Genomic DNA, 18688 nt, shown 5'->3' with positions numbered 1-18688 from the left:
TAACAGACTAAATCGTCACCCGGCTCATCATTACTAACAAGATAAGAAACAATTATGTACCGACACCTGTACGCAAAATTACTGCTGATTTTGGCTGCCCTGATCTCACTGCCGGCGATGGCAGAAGAGGAAGAGCAAACCGGCCCCAAGTTCTCTTACTACACCCTGCAGCCGGATCTGACCACCAACTTCCATACCAGCGGCAAAAAGCTGGGTTATCTGCAGGTGCGCATCGATATTATGGTCAACGACCCGGGTCATATCGTCATGCTGGAACAGCACAACCCGCTGATCCGCGATGCCATTGTGGATATGCTTGGGCAACAGAATGAAGACGTGGTGAAATCCCTGGCCGGACGCGAAGAGCTGCGCAAACAGCTGATGGAGAAACTCAACGAGTTACTGCTGGCCGAAACAGGCAAAACCCTGGTCGCAGACCTGTTGTTTACCAAGTATCTGTACCAGTAACCGGTATCCAGACACAAAAAAGACGGCTCAGCCGTCTTTTTTATTATCTGACAAAAGCCGCAATCAGCGTTTCTGACTATCCCACAGACCCAGCGCCACACCACTGAGCAGTCCCGCAAGGTGTGCGGTATTAGCGATGGCCAGAAACGGCTGAACAAAACCCAGCACCAGCCACACCAGCATAAAGCCCACGATCGGCTTTGGTACGCCGATTCCCTTTTGCGGTGCACGGGCCCCCATCACCCACAGGTATCCCAGCAGGGCATAAACCACACCGGACAGGCCGCCAAAATTGGCCCCTTCGACCCAGTACTGACCAGCACCGGACAGAGCGGCCGAAACCACAAACAGCTGCACCAGTTTACCGCTGCCAAGCTTCTGCTCGATATCCCCGCCGAACTGCCACCACCACAGCAGGTTAAACACGATATGGGTAACGGAAAAATGCAGCAGGGCATGAGACACCCAGCGCCACAACTGAAACTGCTGTCCTTCCAGCGCCGGGAAATGCATTGCCATAAACACATCACGTCCCGCTCCCAGTTGCTGCAGGGTAAACACCATCAGCGCGCTGAGCATGATCAGCAGGGTAAACGGCCCCGCTTTGGCTTTGACCATCGCCATCAGGCTGGGTGTCTGGTAGCGAAAGTTGTTGGTCCGGCTCTCTGCCATATCCCAGGAAGCGGCCTGGTATTTACGGTCTCCCGGATTAGCGAGGAAGTGTTTTAATTCGGCCTCGGCTTCCACCTGGTGCTGATCGTCCATCAGCCACAGGGCGAACTGGCCGCCACCTTCGGGCATCATGTTCAGCTCGATCTGGCGCGATGCCATATAATCGATAAATGCCTGACCCAGGCGCGGGTTATCCAGTATGACTAATCTCTGCATCGCTTTATCCCGTTACCACCGGCAATGCCAGCTTCTGCCATTCGGTAAAACCGCCATCCACGCTGTACACCAGCTCAAAGCCCTGGTTAACCAGATACTGAGCGGCACCCTGACTGCTGACCCCATGATAACAAAGTACCAGCACCGCCTGGTCAAAGTCGTGGTCACGCATAAAATCCACCAGACTGTCATTAGTCAGATGAACGGCTCCTTCCGGACGGCCACTCTGAAATGACTGAAGATCGCGGATATCCACCAGCACCGCCTGCTGTGATTCAAGTAACTCAGAAGCCTGCTTAACGTCGATGCGTAAAAACGTATCCATACCTTTCCTGTCTGAAGCTGGTTAAAACGAATCCTCATTGTAACGTATCCAGAGGACGGAGGAGAAGACATCACGTTATCCGCGCCACAAACTGTGCATTATTTACCCTGATGTGGATAAAGCTGTGAATTGCGTTGATAAAGTGTTTTTTGGATCCCGGATCCACCAGATGTAGTGATGATCCTTGTTTTCCTGTGAGTAATTGATTTTCTGTCCCCAGCCGGAAGGTTTGGTTCAGGCGCGATATTACCGGGCCTCAGCCCGGAGTGCCTCAGAGGCGTTCACAGAGTTATCCACAGAGAGAGAACAGCCGTGGCGATCAACAGGCATAAAAAAACCGGGATCCATGGATCCCGGTTTTGTGTATCTGGTAAGGCTGAATCAGAGTTCGCCGACCGCGGTCTTGAGCTTCTTCATCGCGTTCTTTTCAAGCTGACGGATACGTTCAGCCGATACGCCATAAGTGTCTGCCAGCTCCTGCAGGGTCGCTTTCTGATCATCAAGCCAGCGGGAGCGCACAATGTGCTGGCTGCGCTCGTCCAGCGCAGAAATCGCGTTGCTCAGACGAGCATTGGTGTGCTGTTCCCAGTTATCCGCTTCAATGTTCTGCGCCACGTCAGACTGTTTGTCTTCCAGGTAGAGCATAGGAGCGCTGTAGCTGGCTGCGCTGTCATCATCGTCAGACGGCATGTCAAACGTTGCATCCTGAGCCGCAAGACGGGATTCCATCTCACGTACTTCAGCAGGCTCAACACCAAGCTCGCGGGCTACGGTTTCCACTTCACCGTGGTTAAACCAGCCAAGACGCTTCTTGTTCTTACGCAGGTTGAAGAACAGCTTGCGCTGGGCCTTGGTAGTCGCGACTTTCACGATCCGCCAGTTACGCAGTACAAACTCATGGATCTCAGCTTTGATCCAGTGAACCGCAAACGACACAAGACGAACACCCACTTCCGGGTTGAAACGTTTTACAGCCTTCATCAGGCCGATGTTGCCTTCCTGAACCAGATCTGACATTGGCAGACCGTAGCCGGAATAGCCACGCGCAACATGAACAACAAAGCGCAGGTGAGACAGGATCAGCCCTTTCGCTGCGTCGATCTCGCCTTTGTAATGCAATCGCTCTGCCAGTTCACGTTCTTCGTCTGCCGTCAGCATCGGGTAGCTGTTCGCCGAACGAATATAGCTGTCTAAGCTATCCTGTGTAACCAGAGCCATTGGATATGCCTGTGTAGTCATTCAATTCCTCGTATATCTTTGCAATTCGCCATTAAATCTAGCGCCGCTTTCCTGAACCAAAGATGAACAAAATAACGCCACCGGTTCAGAAACGGGAAACCTATTATGCATAGATCTTTGTTAGGTACAAGTCAAGACCTTTGCGCTTTCGGGCCCAACCCGGTTAGTAAGACCCGAAAATGCTACACAGGTTCAATTTCATTAAGATGACGCTGGGCAGAAAGCCTTGCCGCCGCGAGCCCCAGGCCGGTTCCGGTCATCAGCAGGATCAGGGCTTCATCCCAGCTCATGCCGATCAGACGGAAGGTACTGTCATAAGAAAGGGCCAGCTCTTCCACCGCACCATTAAGCAGTACGGTCAGCAGGGCGGTCACTATCCAGGCCGCAATGGCACTCAGGCCACCGAACCAGACACCGGTATAAAGATAGGGACGCAGGATAAAACTGTCAGTCGCGCCGATCAGCTTCATCACTTTGATCTCTTCTTTATGTGCCAGCACGTTAAAGCGCAGGGTATTACCGACAATCAGAAACACCGCGCCCAGCATCAGCGCTCCCAGCGCTACAGCCAGCCCGGTTGCCAGACGGTAGATGGCGTTCAGACGCTCGAACCAGTCTTTATCCATTCGCACGTCAGTCACTTCATCCAGCGCCTGCAGCCCACCCGCCAGCGCGTTAAGCGCTTCCGGCTGTCCGGCAGCAGGCGTCACCACCAGCACAGGAGGCAGGGCAAAATCTTCAAGCATCGACAGCGCCTGCTCCATTCCGGCGTGGCGGCTCATGTCTTCCAGCCCCTGCTGAGAGGAGATATAAGTAACCTGCTCTATCTGCGGCCAGCCTTCGAGCTGATCTTTGAGCACCATGATGCGCGCTTCTGCCAGTTCTTCATCAAGGAACACATTCACCTGCGAAGAGGCGCTGACGCCCTGAGCGACTGCGGACAGGTTTTTACCTACAAGATACAGGCTTGCTGGCAGGGTTAATGCCACAGAAATCACCGCCAGGGTCAGCAGGCTGCCAAGCGGGCGCTGCAGCAGCTCCGAGAGCGCTTTTTTGGCCTGTTTAACATGGGTAGTGAAGAAGCCGTCGATCTCAGGCCGGTTTTTTTTAGCGCCCATACGCGTCCACCTCACTTAAAAAACCCTGATTGAGTTCCAGACGGCGATACTGAGGGCGGGTATCCATCATCTCTGTATCGTGGGTGGCAAACAGTACCGACACACCGGCCCGGTTAAACTCATCAAACAGGCTCAGCACCCGGTTAGACAGGTCCGCGTCCAGGTTGCCGGTCGGTTCATCAGCGAGCAGCAGGGTCGGACGGTTTACCACGGCCCGGGCGATCCCCACCCGCTGCTGTTCACCACCGGAAAGCTGACTCGGATAACAGCGGGCTTTGTCCAGCAGGCCGGTTTTATCCAGCGCCGCCGATACCCGGCGTTTGATTTCATTTTCTGACACCGATTCGATACGCATTGGCAGTGCTACGTTGTCGTAGACGGTTCTGTCCATCAGCAGGCAGTGGTCCTGGAACACGATACCGATATTGCGGCGCAGGTAAGGAATGTCCTTACTGCCTATTCGGGTGATGTCATGGCCGTTAAAGCTTATCTTACCGTCGGTCGGACGCTCAATGGCACAGATCAGCTTGAGCAGGGTACTCTTACCCGCTCCGGAATGACCGCCGAGGAAAACCATCTCCCCCCGGCGAAGGTGAAAGTCAACTTTCTGCAGAGCCTGACGTCCCCCGCGATAAGCCTTGCTTACCTGCTGAAACCTGATCACTGGGTTAGTCCTTATTCTTCACGGCTGAACAGCGCTTCGATGTAATCGTGCGCAGTAAACGGACGAAGGTCTTCAATGCCCTCACCCACACCGATGTAACGGATAGGGATCTTAAACTGGTCGGCAATCGCGAAGATCACACCACCTTTGGCGGTACCATCCAGCTTGGTCAGGGTAATACCGGTCAACGGTGCAACGTCGCTGAACAGCTTCGCCTGGCTGATGGCATTCTGGCCGGTACCGGCATCCAGGGTCAGCATGATTTCGTGCGGTGCACTGTCATCAATTTTCTTCATCACGCGGACGATCTTGCGCAGCTCTTCCATCAGGTTGGCTTTATTCTGCAGACGACCCGCGGTATCAGCGATAACCACGTCAACACCACGCGCTTTAGCCGCTTCGATAGCGTCATAGATCACCGAAGCGCTGTCCGCACCGGTATGCTGGGCAATCACAGGTACGTTGTTACGCTCGCCCCACACCTGCAGCTGTTCAACCGCTGCAGCGCGGAAAGTATCACCCGCCGCCAGCATGACTTTCTTGCCCTGGCTCTGGAACTGCTTGGCCATCTTACCGATAGTGGTGGTCTTACCCACACCGTTTACGCCGACCATCAGGATCACGTAAGGGGTCTTGCCGCTGTCAACTTCCAGCGGTTTTTCAACCTCACTCAGGATTTCACCCATTTCCTCTTTCAGCAGGCCATAAAGGGCTTCGCCGTCTTTCAGGTCACGGTAGTCCGCTTTCTCAGTCAGGTTTTCAATGATCTTCAGTGTGGTATCCATGCCCACGTCTGCCATCAGCAGCTGCTCTTCCAGCTCCTCAAACAGATCGTCATCAATCTGTTTGTCTTTAAACAGGCCAAAGAAACCGGCACCAATGTTCTCCTTGGTGCGGCGCAGGCTGCGCTTAAGGCGTTCAAAAAAGCTCTCAGTTGGTTTTTCCTGCTCCTGAGCACGGACTTCTGATTCGGGCTCTGGCTCAGCTTCAGATTGCGCGTCTTCTTCTGCGCTCTGCTCTTCTTCAGTGGCAGCCTGCGGCTCAGGCTGCTCTTCTTCCGGCTGCTGAGTCTCCTCTTCTGCCTGCAGTTCCGGCTCTGCCGGTTGTTCAGACTCTTCGGCCTGCTCTGATTCAGCGCCAGCCTGTGGCTCTTCCTGCTCCTGCTCAGCCTGAGGCTGCTGTGAAGTTTCTTTCTGTTCTTCGTCGCCAAAGCCAAGCCAGGACAGCAATCCGCGCTTTTTCTTAGTTGTCATTGGAATTCCTAACGATCATCCCCTTAAAGAGGGAGTTTTGGTACACTTTGTCAAATTCCAACCATACTATCATTTTATTTGCGGTCAAAAAATCTATGCGAAGACGTCGCCAGCCAAACACATCACAAAACACAAAAGCCAGTGGATTTATCCGTATCATCAGTGGTCTGTGGCGGGGAAGAAAGCTGCCGGTACACGATGCCGAAGGCCTGAGACCCACAACCGACCGGGTAAAAGAGACCCTGTTTAACTGGCTGGCCACCGATGTGCCGCGCGCCCGTTGCCTGGATCTGTTTGCCGGCTCCGGCGGCCTGGGCTTTGAAGCGGCGTCACGTCAGGCTGAGCAGGTCACCATGCTGGAACTGAATCCGGCCGCTTACCGCCAGCTGTGCCAGAACCGCGACCAGCTGAAGGCAGACAATATCGAAGTGATCAACGCCGATGCGCTGCAGTATCTGGGCCAGTCTGGCGCTCCTGTTCCGGACGCTCCGTTTGATGTGGTGTTTATCGACCCGCCGTTTCGCCAGGGTCTGCTGGATGAAGCGCTGGAAAAACTGGAGAAAAATGGCTGGCTGGCCGCCAACGCCATGATATATATAGAGACAGAAAAAGAACTTCAGCTGCCTGCGCTGCCGGCGAACTGGCAGTTGCACAGGGAAAAGACCGCCGGGCAGGTCAGCTACCGGCTCTATATCCGGGAGGAAGAATGAAAGCTCTGATTTTACTGGCTAAAGCCGCCATCGGTTTTGTGTGGTTTGTACTGGCGGTCAACATCGTCAATCCGTTCCCGGGCAACGCCGCAATTGCGCTGTACATCATGACCGGCTTTCTGCTGTTCATGCACGCCATTCAGATGCTGATCTTTATCGGGGCGTTTGGTGAGAAGATCAATATGACCCGCTGGGAGAAATGGTCGATACTGGTGTTTGGCATTTTTGCCCTGCTGGATATTCGAAGGAAGTACCTGAGTTAAGGGTTTCCGGATGAAATAACAAAAGGCGCGGACTGAATCAGTCCGCGCCTTTTGTTTTTGGGCTCTAGGCTCTGGGCTCTGGGCTCTGGAGCACAGAAGCATACCCCGCGTTTTAGATCAGATTAAAGTAGCGGCTGATACCATCGAGGAACATCTGGGTTGAGATGATCACCAGCAACAGGCCCATCAGGCGCTCTACCGCACGCAGGCCACGTTCACCCAGCAGTTTGTGGAAGAAATCGTAGAACATCAGCACGATAAAGCTGGCGCCCCAGGCCAGCAGCACCGCCAGCGCCCATTCCCAGAGCCGCCCCGGCTCCTGATTGGAGATAAGCAGCAGCGTAGCGATCACCGACGGCCCGGCGATCATGGGTATCGCCACCGGCACGATAAACGGCTCTTCACCCGCCGCCAGCCCGGTCACACCGCCCGGCGTCGGGAAAATCAGCCGTATTGCGATAATAAACAGGATGATACCACCTGAAATACTCAGGGTTTCCGGCTGTACGTGCAGGAAGTTCAGTATCTTTTGCCCGGTAAACAGGAAAATCATCAGGATGATCAGGGCAAAAACCAGCTCCCTGACCAAAATCATACGGCGGCGTTTTGGATCAAGATGCTTCAGTATCGACAACAGCACCGGCAGGTTGCCGAGCGGGTCCATGATCAGAAACAGCATCACCGCTGCAGACAAAACATCCATTATCGCTTCCTTAGTGCTTGCACATACGGGCAGGAACCAGTTTCAGTCCCTCACCGTTATCTTCTATCTTGCCGCGCTCAAGAAGAAAGCTCACCAACTGCTCCAGGCTCAGTCCGGTTTGCTTGCAGGTATGAAAACAAACGTCAGCACCAAAGCGCTCTTCAGCCAGCTTCTGGAGCTGAGAATACGGGACCGGCTCACCGGCGAGCAGTGCCATAAGGTCATGGCCGTGAACAGACTGAGACATAGAAACTCCTGAACTTATTAAGTGGTGTCATTTTAGCCGAAGAATACGGTTCAGGTCACTATAGTCACACAGGAAGGAGAAAAAACATTCCCACAGCAAAAGCACATCCTCCAGCAGTATTTTGCCGGACAAAACCATACCCGGAAGGCATATCTCCAGCATAACCAGCTGCACGCCAAGCTGTAGCACGTGAGACGCAACCAACCTTACCCGGTTCTTTCCCTTCCGAACAGACCAGCAGAGACAACCTGAGCCGGTTCAAAAAGATCAGCATGCTCAGCCAGTTAAACCAGCCATCCGCGCAATGAAAGCCGCCTTTCCCGGCCCTGAAGAGAAGTCTGCACCGCCCCGGGCCTCCGGCATTTATTTCACTTCCGGCTCAGCCAAACTGCGCTGTTTTTCACTTCATTTTTCAAAACAGGTGTTCACTGCCGGAAAATTTTCTGCAGCTGCCGGTTACCGCCACTCCGCCGCCGGCAGAGATCTTCGGCCAACCATAAAAACCAAAAGCAAACGATTGCAGGACTAATCAGCAAGATTGAGCACCTTACATAAGTGACTGAAAATTAAGAAACAAACACTGATAAAAATGTACTTTTAAACACAAATCAGACCAGAGCTTAACTTCCGTCCGGATACAACAATCAGCCTGTTTTTTTCTTTATCTTCACGCCGATTTTAACCGTCACACATACCCCATCACGCCGACAAACAAATCAAACAGCGTTTTATTGACAATCCAACCAGGATAAGTCATTGAAGAGCATTTTCTCATTAAGTGAGAAACGAACACCAAACACCCAACTATTTACCCTTAAAATACAGCAACTTAAAGCAACAAAAGCCCCCAAAAGAGACCCTGCGCACATTGTTTAACCAGCCAAAAACACATACAAACCCCGTCAAAAACCGCCATTTTCGTCAGGGAAAAGTTAGTTTTTTGGCGATCTCGCAAATTTGGGGTTGATCAAAGCACAAAAATGATGCTATTCTCTTTGTCAACGGTTAAACGAAAAGAATTTAGGAGCAGCGTTATGATTACTTCTTCTCAAACACAAGGGCTTGTTATGATTGCAGTTGTTATGGGTCTCATGACGCTGCCAATGATGTACTAAGCGACATACCCCAAAAGAAAAGGGACGCATCACGCGTCCCTTTTTTATTTTTTTCAAAAACTTACAAATGCTGACTGAGTGTATTCCAGTGCACATAGTAGAAGCCCAGTGCTAATGCGGTCAGCAGCGCCATAAGACCCAGTGCCACACCCCAGACAAAGCGGCCACTTCTTGGCGTCAGCTCTTTTTCACACTCATTGCATACCCGCATAAAGTCGCGCCGGCTGTCGAGTCTGTAATTATCTTCATGGACAATTTTATTGCGAATGGTCGCAACGTATCTCAGTTTAGCGATCACATCATGAGGCAGGCGCTCTTCACAGCTGGACACCAGCTGGTGCAGTCCCTTACCGTCTGCGTGATACTGAGTACGCAGCAGTTTTTCCAGACGCCGGGTTCGGGTCACGACTTTTTCTATATCAGACATATCCTTATCTCCAGCGATTGAATGGGTTCCATATCATGGTTATATATCAACTCTTATGGTCTGTTTTAAACTTAGCTGAGGAATATCAGTAAATTCTCTAGCGAGATCACGAATTAAACCACCTGGCTGGCGCAACCGCCAGTGGTTGGTAAACTGGCGGGGAATTGATAAGGATTATCGGATATGCCCATAAGTCTATTTTTAGCCGTCCTCTGTCTGGCCATTGGTGCCGGCTGGTTTTTTGTCCGCTTTCAGCGCAAACATACTTTGGGAGAAAACGCTCCGGAGATGCAGGCGCACGTCACCATTCTGGACAAACAGGCCATCGACGTCGAAGAGGCACAGCCTGGTCAGGAAGACCAGGAGTACTGGATCTACGTGCAAAAAGGCCGCCTCGGACCCAAACGCGAGTTTCAGGTCGGAGTCCACTATTTCTCAGCCCTTAACCCGGGTGATCAGGGAATGCTGACCTACAAGGGAGACAAGTTCCTCCACTTCGCCCTTGACCGTTAAGGGGTCAGCCAGGCGGTCAGGCGGGACCGGCTCAATGCATAACTCAGCATAAGGGCCGCCCCTCCGGCCAGCAGGGTCCAGACTGGAACAGACAACCACGCCGGCAGCAACCGGTACCACTCCAGCTCAATCACCGGCCATAAAAAAATCGGATGCAACAGATAGATCCCAAGGCTGTAGCGGCTGACAAAGCTTATCTTCCCGCTCCACTTAGCTGAAATCCCATCTCCCCAATAACGGGCAGCCACAAACACACTTGCCGCAATCACCACAGTATTAAGCGTTTTATACGACAGCCAGCGACCGGTGGTGTATTCCTGCAGGGTCAGGCTCTCTCCCAGCACCATCCACGCAGTCACAGCGACTGCCCCCACCCCGGCCAGCACAAACAGGGTTACCGTTGCCGGCACCAGTTCTGTTTTCTGATACAGCCACCAGCCGAGCAGCAGGTACCCGGAGTAAAGCCAGAGATCCATACTCCATGGCCCGTCGATGTCAGACAGAAACAGTCCGGTTGTGGTCAGCCACAAGCCCAGCCACATCAGAACTGTATTACTGTCATAGTTCGAAACCAGCCAACGCAGCAGTGGAATAACAAAATAGAGCGGCAGGAAATAGTAGAAGAAACCCAGGTGATAATAGGTTTCTTCAAACGGAGCGTGTGAAAGAACGGTAAGAACGGTATCCGGATTAAAACCGGAAGCGGTCAGGCCCGACAGCCCGGCGTAAAAGACCGACCAGGCCAAAAAGGGCACCAGCACTTTGGCAAAACGGCGACGAAAGAATGAGACCGGTTCAAAAGGACGGGGATCGGAGAGCATCAACGCCCCCGAGATCATAATAAAAACCGGTACTGCCCAGCGAACTGTGCTGTTGAGGCCAACGGCTGAGACCCACTCTGTTTGCGGGATCCGGCCAATCAGTTCCCGGTAAGGGCCGAGCACATGGATACTGACTACCGCAATGGCAGCCACAAAGCGCAGAACGTCGAAGAAAAATACCCGGTTGGTCACTGGCCCTCCAGCCTCAGCTTCAGAAATCATGGTGATAACCTGTATCACTTTAGTTGCTGAGACCAGAGGAGGGTCAGAGCCGGGTCATCTTTTGTTCAAATCTGACCCGATACTCAGGACCGTGCCTGCTCCGGATGACGCGGCAAACGTACGCTGATCACCGCCGTAATGAGCAGAAATGCCACTGATACCCACAGGCAGGCGCTGAGCCCGGCTATCTGGAATACCCAGCCCGACAGTACAGTACCGATAAGACGACCTGCCGCGTTAGCCATGTAGTAAAACCCAACATCAAGTGATACACCGTCGTCTTTGGCATAACTGACGATAAGATACGAGTGCAGCGAGGAGTTCACCGCAAACACCGCACCAAACAGCATCAGCCCGGCCACAATCACCAGTTTAGGCTGCCAGCCCGTCTGTACCGACCAGGCCACCAGCATGGTGATCCCCGCCAGCAGCAGCGCCCAGACCAGCGCCGCGCGACCGTCAGGCACCCGGCCCTGCGCTTTACCGGTAATCCGGGGAGCCAGCCCCTGAACAAACCCGTAGGCGATCACCCAGGCCGCGAGAAAGCCCCCCACCCAAGTGTGGTCCCAGCCAAACACGCTGCCAAGGTAGACCGGCAGGGCGACCACAAACCACACGTCACGGGCACCAAACAGAAACATCCGCGCCGCAGACAGGGTATTTACACTGCCTGACTTGGAGAAGATCTGTGAGAACTTCGGTTTGTTTTTGGCTTTCCCCAGTTCGCTTTTAAGGCCAGTTATGCTGCCAATCCACACCAGTGTCAGCACAGCCGCCATTGCCAGCATGGCATCGCGAAAACCGATCGTCGCCAGCAACAGGCCACCGACAAAAAAGCCCACGCCCTTGAGCGCGTTTTTCGAGCCGGTCAGGATCGCAATCCACTTATACAATGCACCCTGCTGACCATCCGGGACCAGAGTCTTAATCGCACTCTTGGCACTCATTTTGTTCAGATCCTTGGCAATACCCGACAGAGCCTGCGCAGCCATCACCCAGGGAATAGTCAGCCAGGCACCGGGGACAGCCAGCATCAGCAGGGCAAATATCTGCATGGCCAGCCCCAGATTCATGGTCCGGTTCAGACCGAGCCTGGCCCCCAGCCAGCCACCGAGCAGATTGGTAACAATGCCGAAAAACTCATAGAACAGAAACAGCGACGCGATGGCCAGCGAGCTGTATCCCAGATCATGAAAGTAGAGCACCACCAGCATCCGCAGCGCGCCATCGGTGACGGTAAAGTTCCAGTAGTTAAACGTCACCAGCATGTACTGGCGTACGCTTTGGCTCACATTTGACAGCATATCCGCCTCAGCTTAAGCGCCTGCAACGCCCTGAATGTATTCCAGCTGTACCGCTTTGGTGAATGCGCCCGGGCGCAGAGCCTGCACCTCAGAGATGATTTTCTCCAGCGGCCAGCCTTTTTCCAGCAGCAGGTGCGCTGCCAGCAGGCCGGTACGGCCCGAACCGCCCATACAGTGCATCGCGACTTTTTCACCGGCATCCACCCGGCTGTGCAGAGTATTGCTGACCTGCCGCCATTTGGCGGCAAAACCGGCCTCCGGCGCACAGTCGTCTTCAATCTCCAGCTGGAACCACTGCATGCCCAGTTCTTCGGTCAGGCTGCCAAGCTCAGAAACCTGCTTGTCGGCCATCTCCTGATTGCCCAGAGCAGTCACCACAGTGGTCACGCCATCAGCTTTCAGCTGTTCCAGTGACGCCTGCAGCGCCACTCCTTTGGTCCCCGGGCACGGAGTAAAGATCAGCGCGCCCTTTTCCAGATTCAGTTGCCAGGTCGGGTGTGTCATTCTCTTCTCTCCTTATGCCAGACCAACGGTACGCATCAGCTCTGCGGTACGGGTCGCATAGCCCATTTCATTGTCATACCAGGCGTAGATCTTCACCATACGGGTACCGACCACCATGGTGGACTGGGCATCGACGATAGTTGAACGCTGGTCGCCTTTGTAATCAATCGATACCAGCGGACGCGCTTCAAAACCCAGGATGCCTTTCAGCTCCCCTTCCGCCGCCTCTTTCAGCAGGGCATTCACTTCTTCTGCGCTGGTGTCGCGCTTCACATCAAAGATGATGTCGGTCAGCGAGGCGTTGGCCAGCGGAACACGTACCGCATGGCCGTTAATCCTGTCTTTCAGCTCCGGGAAGATCTCCACAATCGCGGTCGCACTGCCGGTGGTGGTCGGGATCAGGCTCATACCACAGGCACGGGCACGGCGCAGGTCTTTATGTGGCGCGTCCAGAATGGTCTGGGTGTTGGTCAGGTCGTGAATCGTCGTAAAGGCCGCCTGCTCAATCCCCAGTTTCTCGTGAATCACTTTCACTACAGGAGCGATACAGTTGGTGGTACAGGATGCCGCGGTCACGATGCGGTGCTCCGCCGGATTAAAGATCTCATCGTTAACCCCTACCACAATGTTGGCGATGCCCGGCTCTTTGACCGGAGCCGATACCACCACGCGCTTCACGCCCTGCTCCAGATACTGGTTCAGGTATTCGCTCTTACGGTGCACGCCGGTCGCTTCCAGCACCACATCACAGCCAGACCAGTCCACCGCGCCAATTTCACGCTCCTGAGTGGTTTTGATTTTCTGACCATTGATCACCATGGCGCCGTCTTCCACGCCGACCTCGTGGTGCCAGCGGCCCTGAACCGAATCAAACTCCAGCAGATGCGCCAGGGTTGTAACATCCCCGGCCACGTCATTGACCTGGACAAACTCCACTTCCGGCCAGTCAAAGCTGGCGCGCAGTGCCAGACGTCCGATACGGCCAAAGCCGTTGATACCTACTTTAATAGTCATGATTATGCTCTCTCTGTTTCCCTGCACGGACGGTCCGCCACAGCAAGCCGTGCGGTGTCCTGTTGATACTGCTCAGCCAGACAATTGGACTGCTTTAACCCATCAATCACTTTTCTCAGCCAGCCCGGCAACCCTTCTGCTTGACGGTAATAAACCCACTGACCATGGCGCTGGTCGGTCAGAATGCCCGACTGACGAAGCAGGGCCAGGTGGCGTGATATTTTAGGCTGGCTCTCTTCCAGCGCTGCGGTCAGCTCACAAACACACAACTGCCCTTCCCTTGCGATCAGCAGCAGGCAGCGCATCCGTGTTTCATCAGACAACAGCTTAAAAAATTGATGGGGTAACATATCCGGCCTTAAATTCTCATATATGAATATCCATATATGCTAATCATAAAAAAAGGCAGGTCAAGAGACCTGCCTTCATTGTCATAAAAGTTTCACTGATTGAGCGTCATCTGCACCCGCTCACTCCAGGCCATCGCCTGCACCAGCTCATGCTTCACGTCATCCACTTCCAGCCGCAACTGACCACACAGCCGCTCCACCCCGTGCCAGTCAGCCTGCTCAAAGTGTTCTTCGAGCGCCAGCAGCAGGCCAAGCGGGCCACCACGTTCCAGCAGGGCAATATTGATTTCAGAGCTGAGCGGCAGCTGACTGAGCAGGTTATCCATCGACTGGTCGAGAAAACTGTCGAGCAGAGAAAGCAGGCCGAGCAGAAACGCATGATCGCGCTGACCGGTAAACGGCTGATAACGGGTCATCAGATGACAAAAGCGCGCCCGCTGCAGGCTGAGCTTACGCAGCTCTGCCGGTTTACGCACCGCCACATAAGAGGCCACCACCAGCGAGACAAACTGCTTAAGACTGTCCTGGCCCAGATAGACCAGCGCCTGCCTGAAAGAGGAGATCGGCACCGACAACCGCTGGCTGAAACCGTTGACGAACTTGAGCAGCTGATAAGTCAGCGCAGTGTCCCCAGAGATCAGCAGTTCTACTTTGCGGTAGTCCACTTCCGGCTTACACACCTCGTGGAACAACTCCATCGCCAGGACCTGCTCCGGTTTGATCGCTTTCTTGCGCACCACTTCCGGCTTGCTGAAGAAATAACCCTGGAAGAAACTGAAACCGGCGGCTTTGGTCGCCTCGAATCCTTCGCGGGTTTCCACCCTTTCTGCAAGGAAACGCGCCCGGCTGCCCTGGGCTCTCTGCTCCTGAACAAACTGACACGCCCGCTCCACCCCAACCTGCATCAGGTCGATTTTGATGATCCGGGCCAGCGGAATAAACCGCTGCCATTCCGGGCTTAAATCAAAATCATCCAGCGCGATGAGATAGCCCTGACGGCTCAGGTGGCGGATAGCCTGAAGCAGCTCATCAGTCGGCTGACAGGTTTCCAGCACTTCCACCACAATCTGCTCTTTGGGCAGTGCCAGCGGCAGCAGGCGGATCAGGCTGTCATGGGAAAAATTGATGAAGTAGCGCACCGGCGCAGCGCCGGTTATCTCTTGAATAGAAAGGAAATTTTCCGCTATCAGACGGTAAGTCGCCCGGTTGGAATCCACGTGGACGGGGAAAGCGTTATTCTCCCCGTCCCGGAACAGCAACTCGTAACCCACTGTATGGCGTTTGCTGTTAAGGATCGGTTGTCGCGCGACATAAGTGTACATAATTCAGCAGGTTACTCAAAACTATAATATTGCCAAATGGGTAGCTAAGGATAACCCATCCCCGGCCTATATCAAAGGTCAGGCCCTTGCGCCAGCCAGCAAAACCCCACATCCGACGAACATTCCGCCAAACAGTTTGTTCAGCCGTGCCATATTGCGTGATGAGCGGATAAATCGTCCAAGCTGAGACGCCAGGCCGGTATAAAACACCATCACCATGGCGTCGATGCATACAGTGGTTGCCCCCAGGATCAGAAGCTGGGTCAGCTGATCGCCGGCCGGGTCAATAAACTGGGGAAACAGCGCCACCAGAAATACGATGGATTTCGGGTTGGTCAGGTTGATCAGCACCGCTTTTTTCAACAGCGTCATACCGGACTGCACCTGGTGCTGGTCGCTCAGCTGCATACCGCTGCTGTCACGCCATTTGCTCACTCCCAGGTAAATCAGGTAGGCCACACCCGCCCATTTGATCACACTGAACGCAGTAGCAGACTGCGCCACCAGGGTACCGATCCCCGCGCCCACCAGCACAATATGGATCGCCAGACCGATCTGCAGCCCCACAATGGACGGCAGCGAGCGGCGCATACCGTGACTGATGCCGTTACTGACCGAGTTCACCGTCCCCGAGCCGGGAGCAAGGCTGAACACCACCGCCGTTACCAGATACGCAAGCCAAACCTGTAATTCCATCATAAACTCCGGTCAACAATTACATCGAGTTGTCCTCCCGGCTCAGATATAATGCCGGGTAAGCAATTTCAGACATTTCGAAAAACAATAATTATGATTCAGACGCCAGCCACGCTCAGCCAGGAAGCGGATTTTCTGACCCTGATGGAGAGCAAGATTGCGCCTTTTTGGCAGCAAAGGCAAGACGGTTTTATCAGCGGAAAAGACAACTGCCGCCTCTACTGGTCTGCCATGACTAACCCGGCACATACCCGGGCTGTTGTGGTGATCAACGGCCGGATTGAAAGCGTGTGCAAGTATCAGGAGCTGTTTTTCGATTTGTACCGCCAGGGCTATGACATCTACTCCTTTGACCACCGGGGTCAGGGGCTGTCACAGCGGCTGGTGCAGGACAGGGAGATGGGCTACGTCGACAGCTTTGACGACTACCAGGACGATCTGAAACTGATGCTGGCCAGCTGGCCGCTGGACAAATACCGCCATCGTCACCTGCTGGCACACTCAATGGGCGGGGCGATTGCTACCGAATTTATGCAGCAAAACCCGCAGGCACCCTTTGACAGCATGGTGCTCAGCGCGCCGATGTTTGGCGTCAATATGGCCTGGCAGTTAAAGCCATTTGCCCTGCCACTGACCAGCCTGCTCGCCAAAATTGAAAATCAGCCCGGCTATGCCCCGGGGCACAAGGCCTACTTTCCCAAGCCTTTTGAGACCAACCCACTCAGCAACAGTGAAGTGCGTTACCGCTGGTTCCGCTCCCTATATGAGCAGCACCCGGAGCTCAAACTCGGCGGCCCGAGCAGCCACTGGGTCAGCCAGGCGCTCAGCGCTTCACGCCGCTGCCTGAAAGAGGCGGCAAAGCTGCGCATCCCAACCCTGCTGCTGCAGGCAGAAAAAGACACCATAGTCGATAACCATGCCCAGCACCGCTTTGCCCGCCGCTGCCCACAGGCAAAACTGGTCACCCTGAGCGGCGCCAAGCACGAACTGCTGTTTGACCAGGACAGCGTGCGCCTGCCCGCCATGACACAGCTGCTGGACTTTTTCCGCTGTCACGAATCCGCCTCATCTCAATAGGGGAAAAAAAGGGATTTCCGGTTTACCCTCTTTTTCCTCCCTTAAATGGCATAGAATTTCACCGTTCCCTGTTGTACCAAGTTGAGATACCTATGACCCAAGTGACAAGCCCTGCTGAAATTCAAATCGTTGCCTCAGACCTGGACGGAACCCTGCTGGCTCCGGACCATAAGCTGAGCAGCTTTACCCGTCAGACCCTGACCGAGCTGCACGACAAAGGCTACCACTTTATTTTTGCCACCGGCCGTCACCACGTAGACGTGGCAGGGATCCGCGAGCAGGTAGGTATTCCTGCGCACATGATCACCTCTAACGGTGCCCGGGTACACGACCACAATGATGAGCTGATTTACAGCCAGAATGTCCCATCCGATCTGGTGCAACCGGTCATTGACCTGTTTAAGAATGACAAAAAAATCGTCATTCACATCTACCAGAATGACCAGTGGCTGATGGACCGCGAAGACGAGCGTCTGCGCAACTTCCATGAAGAGTCAGGCTTTACTTACCAGTGTTTTGAGACGGACAACGCGCCGTCAGAAGGTATCGCCAAACTGTTCTTCACCTACGAAGACCACGACTACCTGGCAGAGTACGAACAGAAACTAAACGAGCTGTTTGGTGACCGGCTGAACATCGCCTTCTCAACCCCATGGTGTCTGGAAGTGATGGCGGCTGAAGTATCCAAAGGCGAAGCGCTGAAAGCGGTATCAGAGAAACTCGGCCTTGGGCTGGAAAACTGCATCGCGTTTGGCGATGGCATGAATGACGTTGAAATGCTGTCGATGGCAGGACACGGCCTGGTGATGGGCACCTCTCACGAGAAAGTAATGAAAGCCCTGCCGGATAATACCGTTATTGGCAGTCACGCCGATGATGCGGTTGCTCACTACCTGCGTGAACACCTGTTCTGATGACCTGAATCTGACTGGTGACCAGCCCCCTGTGGTCACCGGTCTCCCTTACCTTTTCTTCCCCAGCTCCACTATGGTCTGCCACTGAGCCTCAGTCACCGGCATCACCGACAGACGGTTACCCCGTTTTACCAGCGGCATCTCTTCCAGCGCCGGAAGGGCTTTAAGTTTGGCCAGCGGCACCAGGCGGTCAAATTTGGATTCGAACTCAATGTCCACCATCCACCAGCGCGGCGCATCTTCAGAAGCTTTTGGATCATAATAGTCACTTTGCTCATCAAACTGAAAATGGTCCGGATAGGCTTCGCGTACCACGGTCGCCGTTCCCACCACGCCGATCTGTTTGCACGATGAATGATAGAGCATCACTTTGTCGCCCTGCTTTATCTCATCACGCAGCATATTGCGCGCCTGATAGTTCCTGACACCCTCCCAACATGACTCCTTCTGTGTCAGTAAGTCGTCAATTGAAAAGGTGTCCGGTTCAGTTTTAAACAGCCAATATGCCATAATGATCCCAGTAATAATTTG

At 53.9% G+C, this 18688-nt stretch carries 23 protein-coding genes; 6 read left to right on the top strand and 17 right to left on the bottom strand.

Annotated elements, in window-relative coordinates; translation table 11 throughout:
* Positions 1 to 54: 54 nt before the first annotated feature.
* Positions 55 to 468: a flagellar basal body-associated protein FliL gene (locus ACVB80_RS21045; protein WP_481083252.1), complete on the top strand. Its 414-nt coding sequence runs from the start codon at positions 55 to 57 to the stop codon at positions 466 to 468.
* 63 nt (positions 469 to 531) lie between these two features.
* Here ACVB80_RS21045 and glpG read toward each other — a convergent pair whose 3' ends face one another.
* From glpG to ftsY, 6 genes are all read right to left on the bottom strand, one after another.
* Positions 532 to 1356 (bottom strand): rhomboid family intramembrane serine protease GlpG, encoded by an 825-nt coding sequence (gene glpG / locus ACVB80_RS21040; RefSeq protein WP_481083251.1) that lies wholly within the window; start codon positions 1354 to 1356, stop codon positions 532 to 534.
* Between the two features lie 4 nt (positions 1357 to 1360).
* The gene (gene glpE / locus ACVB80_RS21035; protein ID WP_481083250.1) at positions 1361 to 1681 is read right to left on the bottom strand and encodes a thiosulfate sulfurtransferase GlpE; all 321 of its coding nucleotides are present in this window, start codon (positions 1679 to 1681) and stop codon (positions 1361 to 1363) included.
* 381 nt (positions 1682 to 2062) lie between these two features.
* Entirely contained in the window at positions 2063 to 2920 is an 858-nt protein-coding gene (gene rpoH, locus ACVB80_RS21030; protein WP_481083249.1) for an RNA polymerase sigma factor RpoH, read from the bottom strand.
* A 182-nt stretch (positions 2921 to 3102) separates the two neighbouring features.
* Positions 3103 to 4038, bottom strand: coding sequence for a permease-like cell division protein FtsX (gene ftsX, locus ACVB80_RS21025; RefSeq protein WP_481083248.1), 936 nt, complete (start codon positions 4036 to 4038; stop codon positions 3103 to 3105).
* The gene (ftsE, locus tag ACVB80_RS21020) at positions 4028 to 4702 is read right to left on the bottom strand and encodes a cell division ATP-binding protein FtsE (RefSeq protein WP_481083247.1); all 675 of its coding nucleotides are present in this window, start codon (positions 4700 to 4702) and stop codon (positions 4028 to 4030) included. The genes ftsX and ftsE overlap by 11 nt, the downstream gene beginning before the upstream one ends.
* A gap of 11 nt (positions 4703 to 4713) precedes the next feature.
* On the bottom strand, positions 4714 to 5955 hold the full coding sequence (gene ftsY, locus ACVB80_RS21015) for a signal recognition particle-docking protein FtsY (RefSeq protein WP_481083246.1): 1242 nt from the start codon (positions 5953 to 5955) through the stop codon (positions 4714 to 4716).
* A gap of 95 nt (positions 5956 to 6050) precedes the next feature.
* Here ftsY and rsmD point away from each other — a divergent pair, with 95 nt between their 5' ends.
* Both rsmD and ACVB80_RS21005 read left to right on the top strand, forming a co-directional pair.
* The gene (gene rsmD / locus ACVB80_RS21010) at positions 6051 to 6665 is read left to right on the top strand and encodes a 16S rRNA (guanine(966)-N(2))-methyltransferase RsmD (RefSeq protein WP_481083245.1); all 615 of its coding nucleotides are present in this window, start codon (positions 6051 to 6053) and stop codon (positions 6663 to 6665) included.
* A complete protein-coding gene (locus tag ACVB80_RS21005; RefSeq protein WP_481083244.1) occupies positions 6662 to 6928 on the top strand; it encodes a DUF1145 domain-containing protein in 267 nt (88 codons plus the stop codon). The genes rsmD and ACVB80_RS21005 overlap by 4 nt, the downstream gene beginning before the upstream one ends.
* A 112-nt stretch (positions 6929 to 7040) precedes the next feature.
* Here ACVB80_RS21005 and ACVB80_RS21000 read toward each other — a convergent pair whose 3' ends face one another.
* From ACVB80_RS21000 to ACVB80_RS20990, 3 genes are all read right to left on the bottom strand, one after another.
* Positions 7041 to 7631, bottom strand: coding sequence for a YhgN family NAAT transporter (locus ACVB80_RS21000; protein WP_481083243.1), 591 nt, complete (start codon positions 7629 to 7631; stop codon positions 7041 to 7043).
* Between the two features lie 10 nt (positions 7632 to 7641).
* Entirely contained in the window at positions 7642 to 7878 is a 237-nt protein-coding gene (locus ACVB80_RS20995) for a YecH family metal-binding protein (RefSeq protein ID WP_481083242.1), read from the bottom strand.
* A 1176-nt stretch (positions 7879 to 9054) separates the two neighbouring features.
* Complete coding sequence (locus tag ACVB80_RS20990; protein ID WP_481083241.1) at positions 9055 to 9420, bottom strand: DUF4145 domain-containing protein; 366 nt, start codon at positions 9418 to 9420, stop codon at positions 9055 to 9057.
* Between the two features lie 183 nt (positions 9421 to 9603).
* Between ACVB80_RS20990 and ACVB80_RS20985 the strand changes: the two genes are divergently transcribed.
* Positions 9604 to 9933: a DUF2500 domain-containing protein gene (locus tag ACVB80_RS20985; protein ID WP_481083240.1), complete on the top strand. Its 330-nt coding sequence runs from the start codon at positions 9604 to 9606 to the stop codon at positions 9931 to 9933.
* On the opposite strand, the gene ACVB80_RS20980 is transcribed toward ACVB80_RS20985, so the two are convergent.
* The 7 genes from ACVB80_RS20980 to rhtB all read right to left on the bottom strand — a co-directional run bounded on the left by ACVB80_RS20980 (position 9930) and on the right by rhtB (position 16166).
* The gene (locus ACVB80_RS20980) at positions 9930 to 10946 is read right to left on the bottom strand and encodes an acyltransferase (protein WP_481083267.1); all 1017 of its coding nucleotides are present in this window, start codon (positions 10944 to 10946) and stop codon (positions 9930 to 9932) included. The two genes, ACVB80_RS20985 and ACVB80_RS20980, sit on opposite strands and share 4 nt — an antisense overlap.
* 113 nt (positions 10947 to 11059) lie before the next feature.
* Positions 11060 to 12280 carry an organoarsenical effux MFS transporter ArsJ gene (gene arsJ / locus ACVB80_RS20975; RefSeq protein WP_481083239.1) on the bottom strand — a complete coding sequence of 407 codons (1221 nt, stop codon included), beginning with the start codon at positions 12278 to 12280 and terminating at the stop codon, positions 11060 to 11062.
* A 12-nt stretch (positions 12281 to 12292) separates the two neighbouring features.
* Positions 12293 to 12784: a cyclin-dependent kinase inhibitor 3 family protein gene (locus ACVB80_RS20970; protein ID WP_481083238.1), complete on the bottom strand. Its 492-nt coding sequence runs from the start codon at positions 12782 to 12784 to the stop codon at positions 12293 to 12295.
* A gap of 12 nt (positions 12785 to 12796) precedes the next feature.
* Positions 12797 to 13798 (bottom strand): ArsJ-associated glyceraldehyde-3-phosphate dehydrogenase, encoded by a 1002-nt coding sequence (locus tag ACVB80_RS20965; protein WP_481083237.1) that lies wholly within the window; start codon positions 13796 to 13798, stop codon positions 12797 to 12799.
* A gap of 2 nt (positions 13799 to 13800) precedes the next feature.
* Positions 13801 to 14148 (bottom strand): metalloregulator ArsR/SmtB family transcription factor, encoded by a 348-nt coding sequence (locus tag ACVB80_RS20960; protein ID WP_481083236.1) that lies wholly within the window; start codon positions 14146 to 14148, stop codon positions 13801 to 13803.
* A 92-nt stretch (positions 14149 to 14240) separates the two neighbouring features.
* Positions 14241 to 15470, bottom strand: coding sequence for an EAL and HDOD domain-containing protein (locus tag ACVB80_RS20955; protein WP_481083235.1), 1230 nt, complete (start codon positions 15468 to 15470; stop codon positions 14241 to 14243).
* 78 nt (positions 15471 to 15548) lie between these two features.
* Positions 15549 to 16166, bottom strand: a complete 618-nt coding sequence (gene rhtB / locus ACVB80_RS20950) for a homoserine/homoserine lactone efflux protein (RefSeq protein WP_481083234.1) — start codon at positions 16164 to 16166, stop codon at positions 15549 to 15551.
* A 93-nt stretch (positions 16167 to 16259) separates the two neighbouring features.
* Between rhtB and ACVB80_RS20945 the strand changes: the two genes are divergently transcribed.
* Positions 16260 to 17243, top strand: coding sequence for an alpha/beta fold hydrolase (locus ACVB80_RS20945; RefSeq protein WP_481083233.1), 984 nt, complete (start codon positions 16260 to 16262; stop codon positions 17241 to 17243).
* Positions 17244 to 17335: 92 nt separating this feature from the next.
* Entirely contained in the window at positions 17336 to 18157 is an 822-nt protein-coding gene (locus ACVB80_RS20940; RefSeq protein WP_481083232.1) for a Cof-type HAD-IIB family hydrolase, read from the top strand.
* Positions 18158 to 18205: 48 nt separating this feature from the next.
* Here the strand turns inward: ACVB80_RS20940 and ACVB80_RS20935 are convergent, their stop codons facing one another.
* Positions 18206 to 18667 carry an EVE domain-containing protein gene (locus ACVB80_RS20935; RefSeq protein WP_481083231.1) on the bottom strand — a complete coding sequence of 154 codons (462 nt, stop codon included), beginning with the start codon at positions 18665 to 18667 and terminating at the stop codon, positions 18206 to 18208.
* Between the last annotated feature and the right edge of the window lie 21 nt (positions 18668 to 18688).

It is taken from the genome of Vibrio sp. 9-16B-A1 (genome assembly GCF_056726165.1).
This window is presented reverse-complemented; position numbering and strand designations above follow the sequence as displayed.

Excerpts from the sequence above, each read along its gene's own strand:
- rsmD (WP_481083245.1), top strand. The coding sequence starts at position 6,051 with ATGCGAAGACGTCGCCAGCCAAACACATCACAAAACACAAAAGCCAGT.
- glpG (WP_481083251.1), bottom strand. The coding sequence starts at position 1,356 with ATGCAGAGATTAGTCATACTGGATAACCCGCGCCTGGGTCAGGCATTT.
- ACVB80_RS20970 (WP_481083238.1), bottom strand. The coding sequence starts at position 12,784 with ATGACACACCCGACCTGGCAACTGAATCTGGAAAAGGGCGCGCTGATC.
- ACVB80_RS21000 (WP_481083243.1), bottom strand. The coding sequence starts at position 7,631 with ATGGATGTTTTGTCTGCAGCGGTGATGCTGTTTCTGATCATGGACCCG.
- ftsX (WP_481083248.1), bottom strand. The coding sequence starts at position 4,038 with ATGGGCGCTAAAAAAAACCGGCCTGAGATCGACGGCTTCTTCACTACC.
- ftsY (WP_481083246.1), bottom strand. The coding sequence starts at position 5,955 with ATGACAACTAAGAAAAAGCGCGGATTGCTGTCCTGGCTTGGCTTTGGC.
- rhtB (WP_481083234.1), bottom strand. The coding sequence starts at position 16,166 with ATGGAATTACAGGTTTGGCTTGCGTATCTGGTAACGGCGGTGGTGTTC.
- ACVB80_RS20935 (WP_481083231.1), bottom strand. The coding sequence starts at position 18,667 with ATGGCATATTGGCTGTTTAAAACTGAACCGGACACCTTTTCAATTGAC.
- ACVB80_RS20990 (WP_481083241.1), bottom strand. The coding sequence starts at position 9,420 with ATGTCTGATATAGAAAAAGTCGTGACCCGAACCCGGCGTCTGGAAAAA.
- ACVB80_RS20995 (WP_481083242.1), bottom strand. The coding sequence starts at position 7,878 with ATGTCTCAGTCTGTTCACGGCCATGACCTTATGGCACTGCTCGCCGGT.
- glpE (WP_481083250.1), bottom strand. The coding sequence starts at position 1,681 with ATGGATACGTTTTTACGCATCGACGTTAAGCAGGCTTCTGAGTTACTT.
- ACVB80_RS20985 (WP_481083240.1), top strand. The coding sequence starts at position 9,604 with ATGCCCATAAGTCTATTTTTAGCCGTCCTCTGTCTGGCCATTGGTGCC.
- ACVB80_RS21005 (WP_481083244.1), top strand. The coding sequence starts at position 6,662 with ATGAAAGCTCTGATTTTACTGGCTAAAGCCGCCATCGGTTTTGTGTGG.
- ACVB80_RS20955 (WP_481083235.1), bottom strand. The coding sequence starts at position 15,470 with ATGTACACTTATGTCGCGCGACAACCGATCCTTAACAGCAAACGCCAT.
- ACVB80_RS20960 (WP_481083236.1), bottom strand. The coding sequence starts at position 14,148 with ATGTTACCCCATCAATTTTTTAAGCTGTTGTCTGATGAAACACGGATG.
- ACVB80_RS20940 (WP_481083232.1), top strand. The coding sequence starts at position 17,336 with ATGACCCAAGTGACAAGCCCTGCTGAAATTCAAATCGTTGCCTCAGAC.
- ACVB80_RS20945 (WP_481083233.1), top strand. The coding sequence starts at position 16,260 with ATGATTCAGACGCCAGCCACGCTCAGCCAGGAAGCGGATTTTCTGACC.
- ACVB80_RS21045 (WP_481083252.1), top strand. The coding sequence starts at position 55 with ATGTACCGACACCTGTACGCAAAATTACTGCTGATTTTGGCTGCCCTG.
- rpoH (WP_481083249.1), bottom strand. The coding sequence starts at position 2,920 with ATGACTACACAGGCATATCCAATGGCTCTGGTTACACAGGATAGCTTA.
- ACVB80_RS20965 (WP_481083237.1), bottom strand. The coding sequence starts at position 13,798 with ATGACTATTAAAGTAGGTATCAACGGCTTTGGCCGTATCGGACGTCTG.
- arsJ (WP_481083239.1), bottom strand. The coding sequence starts at position 12,280 with ATGCTGTCAAATGTGAGCCAAAGCGTACGCCAGTACATGCTGGTGACG.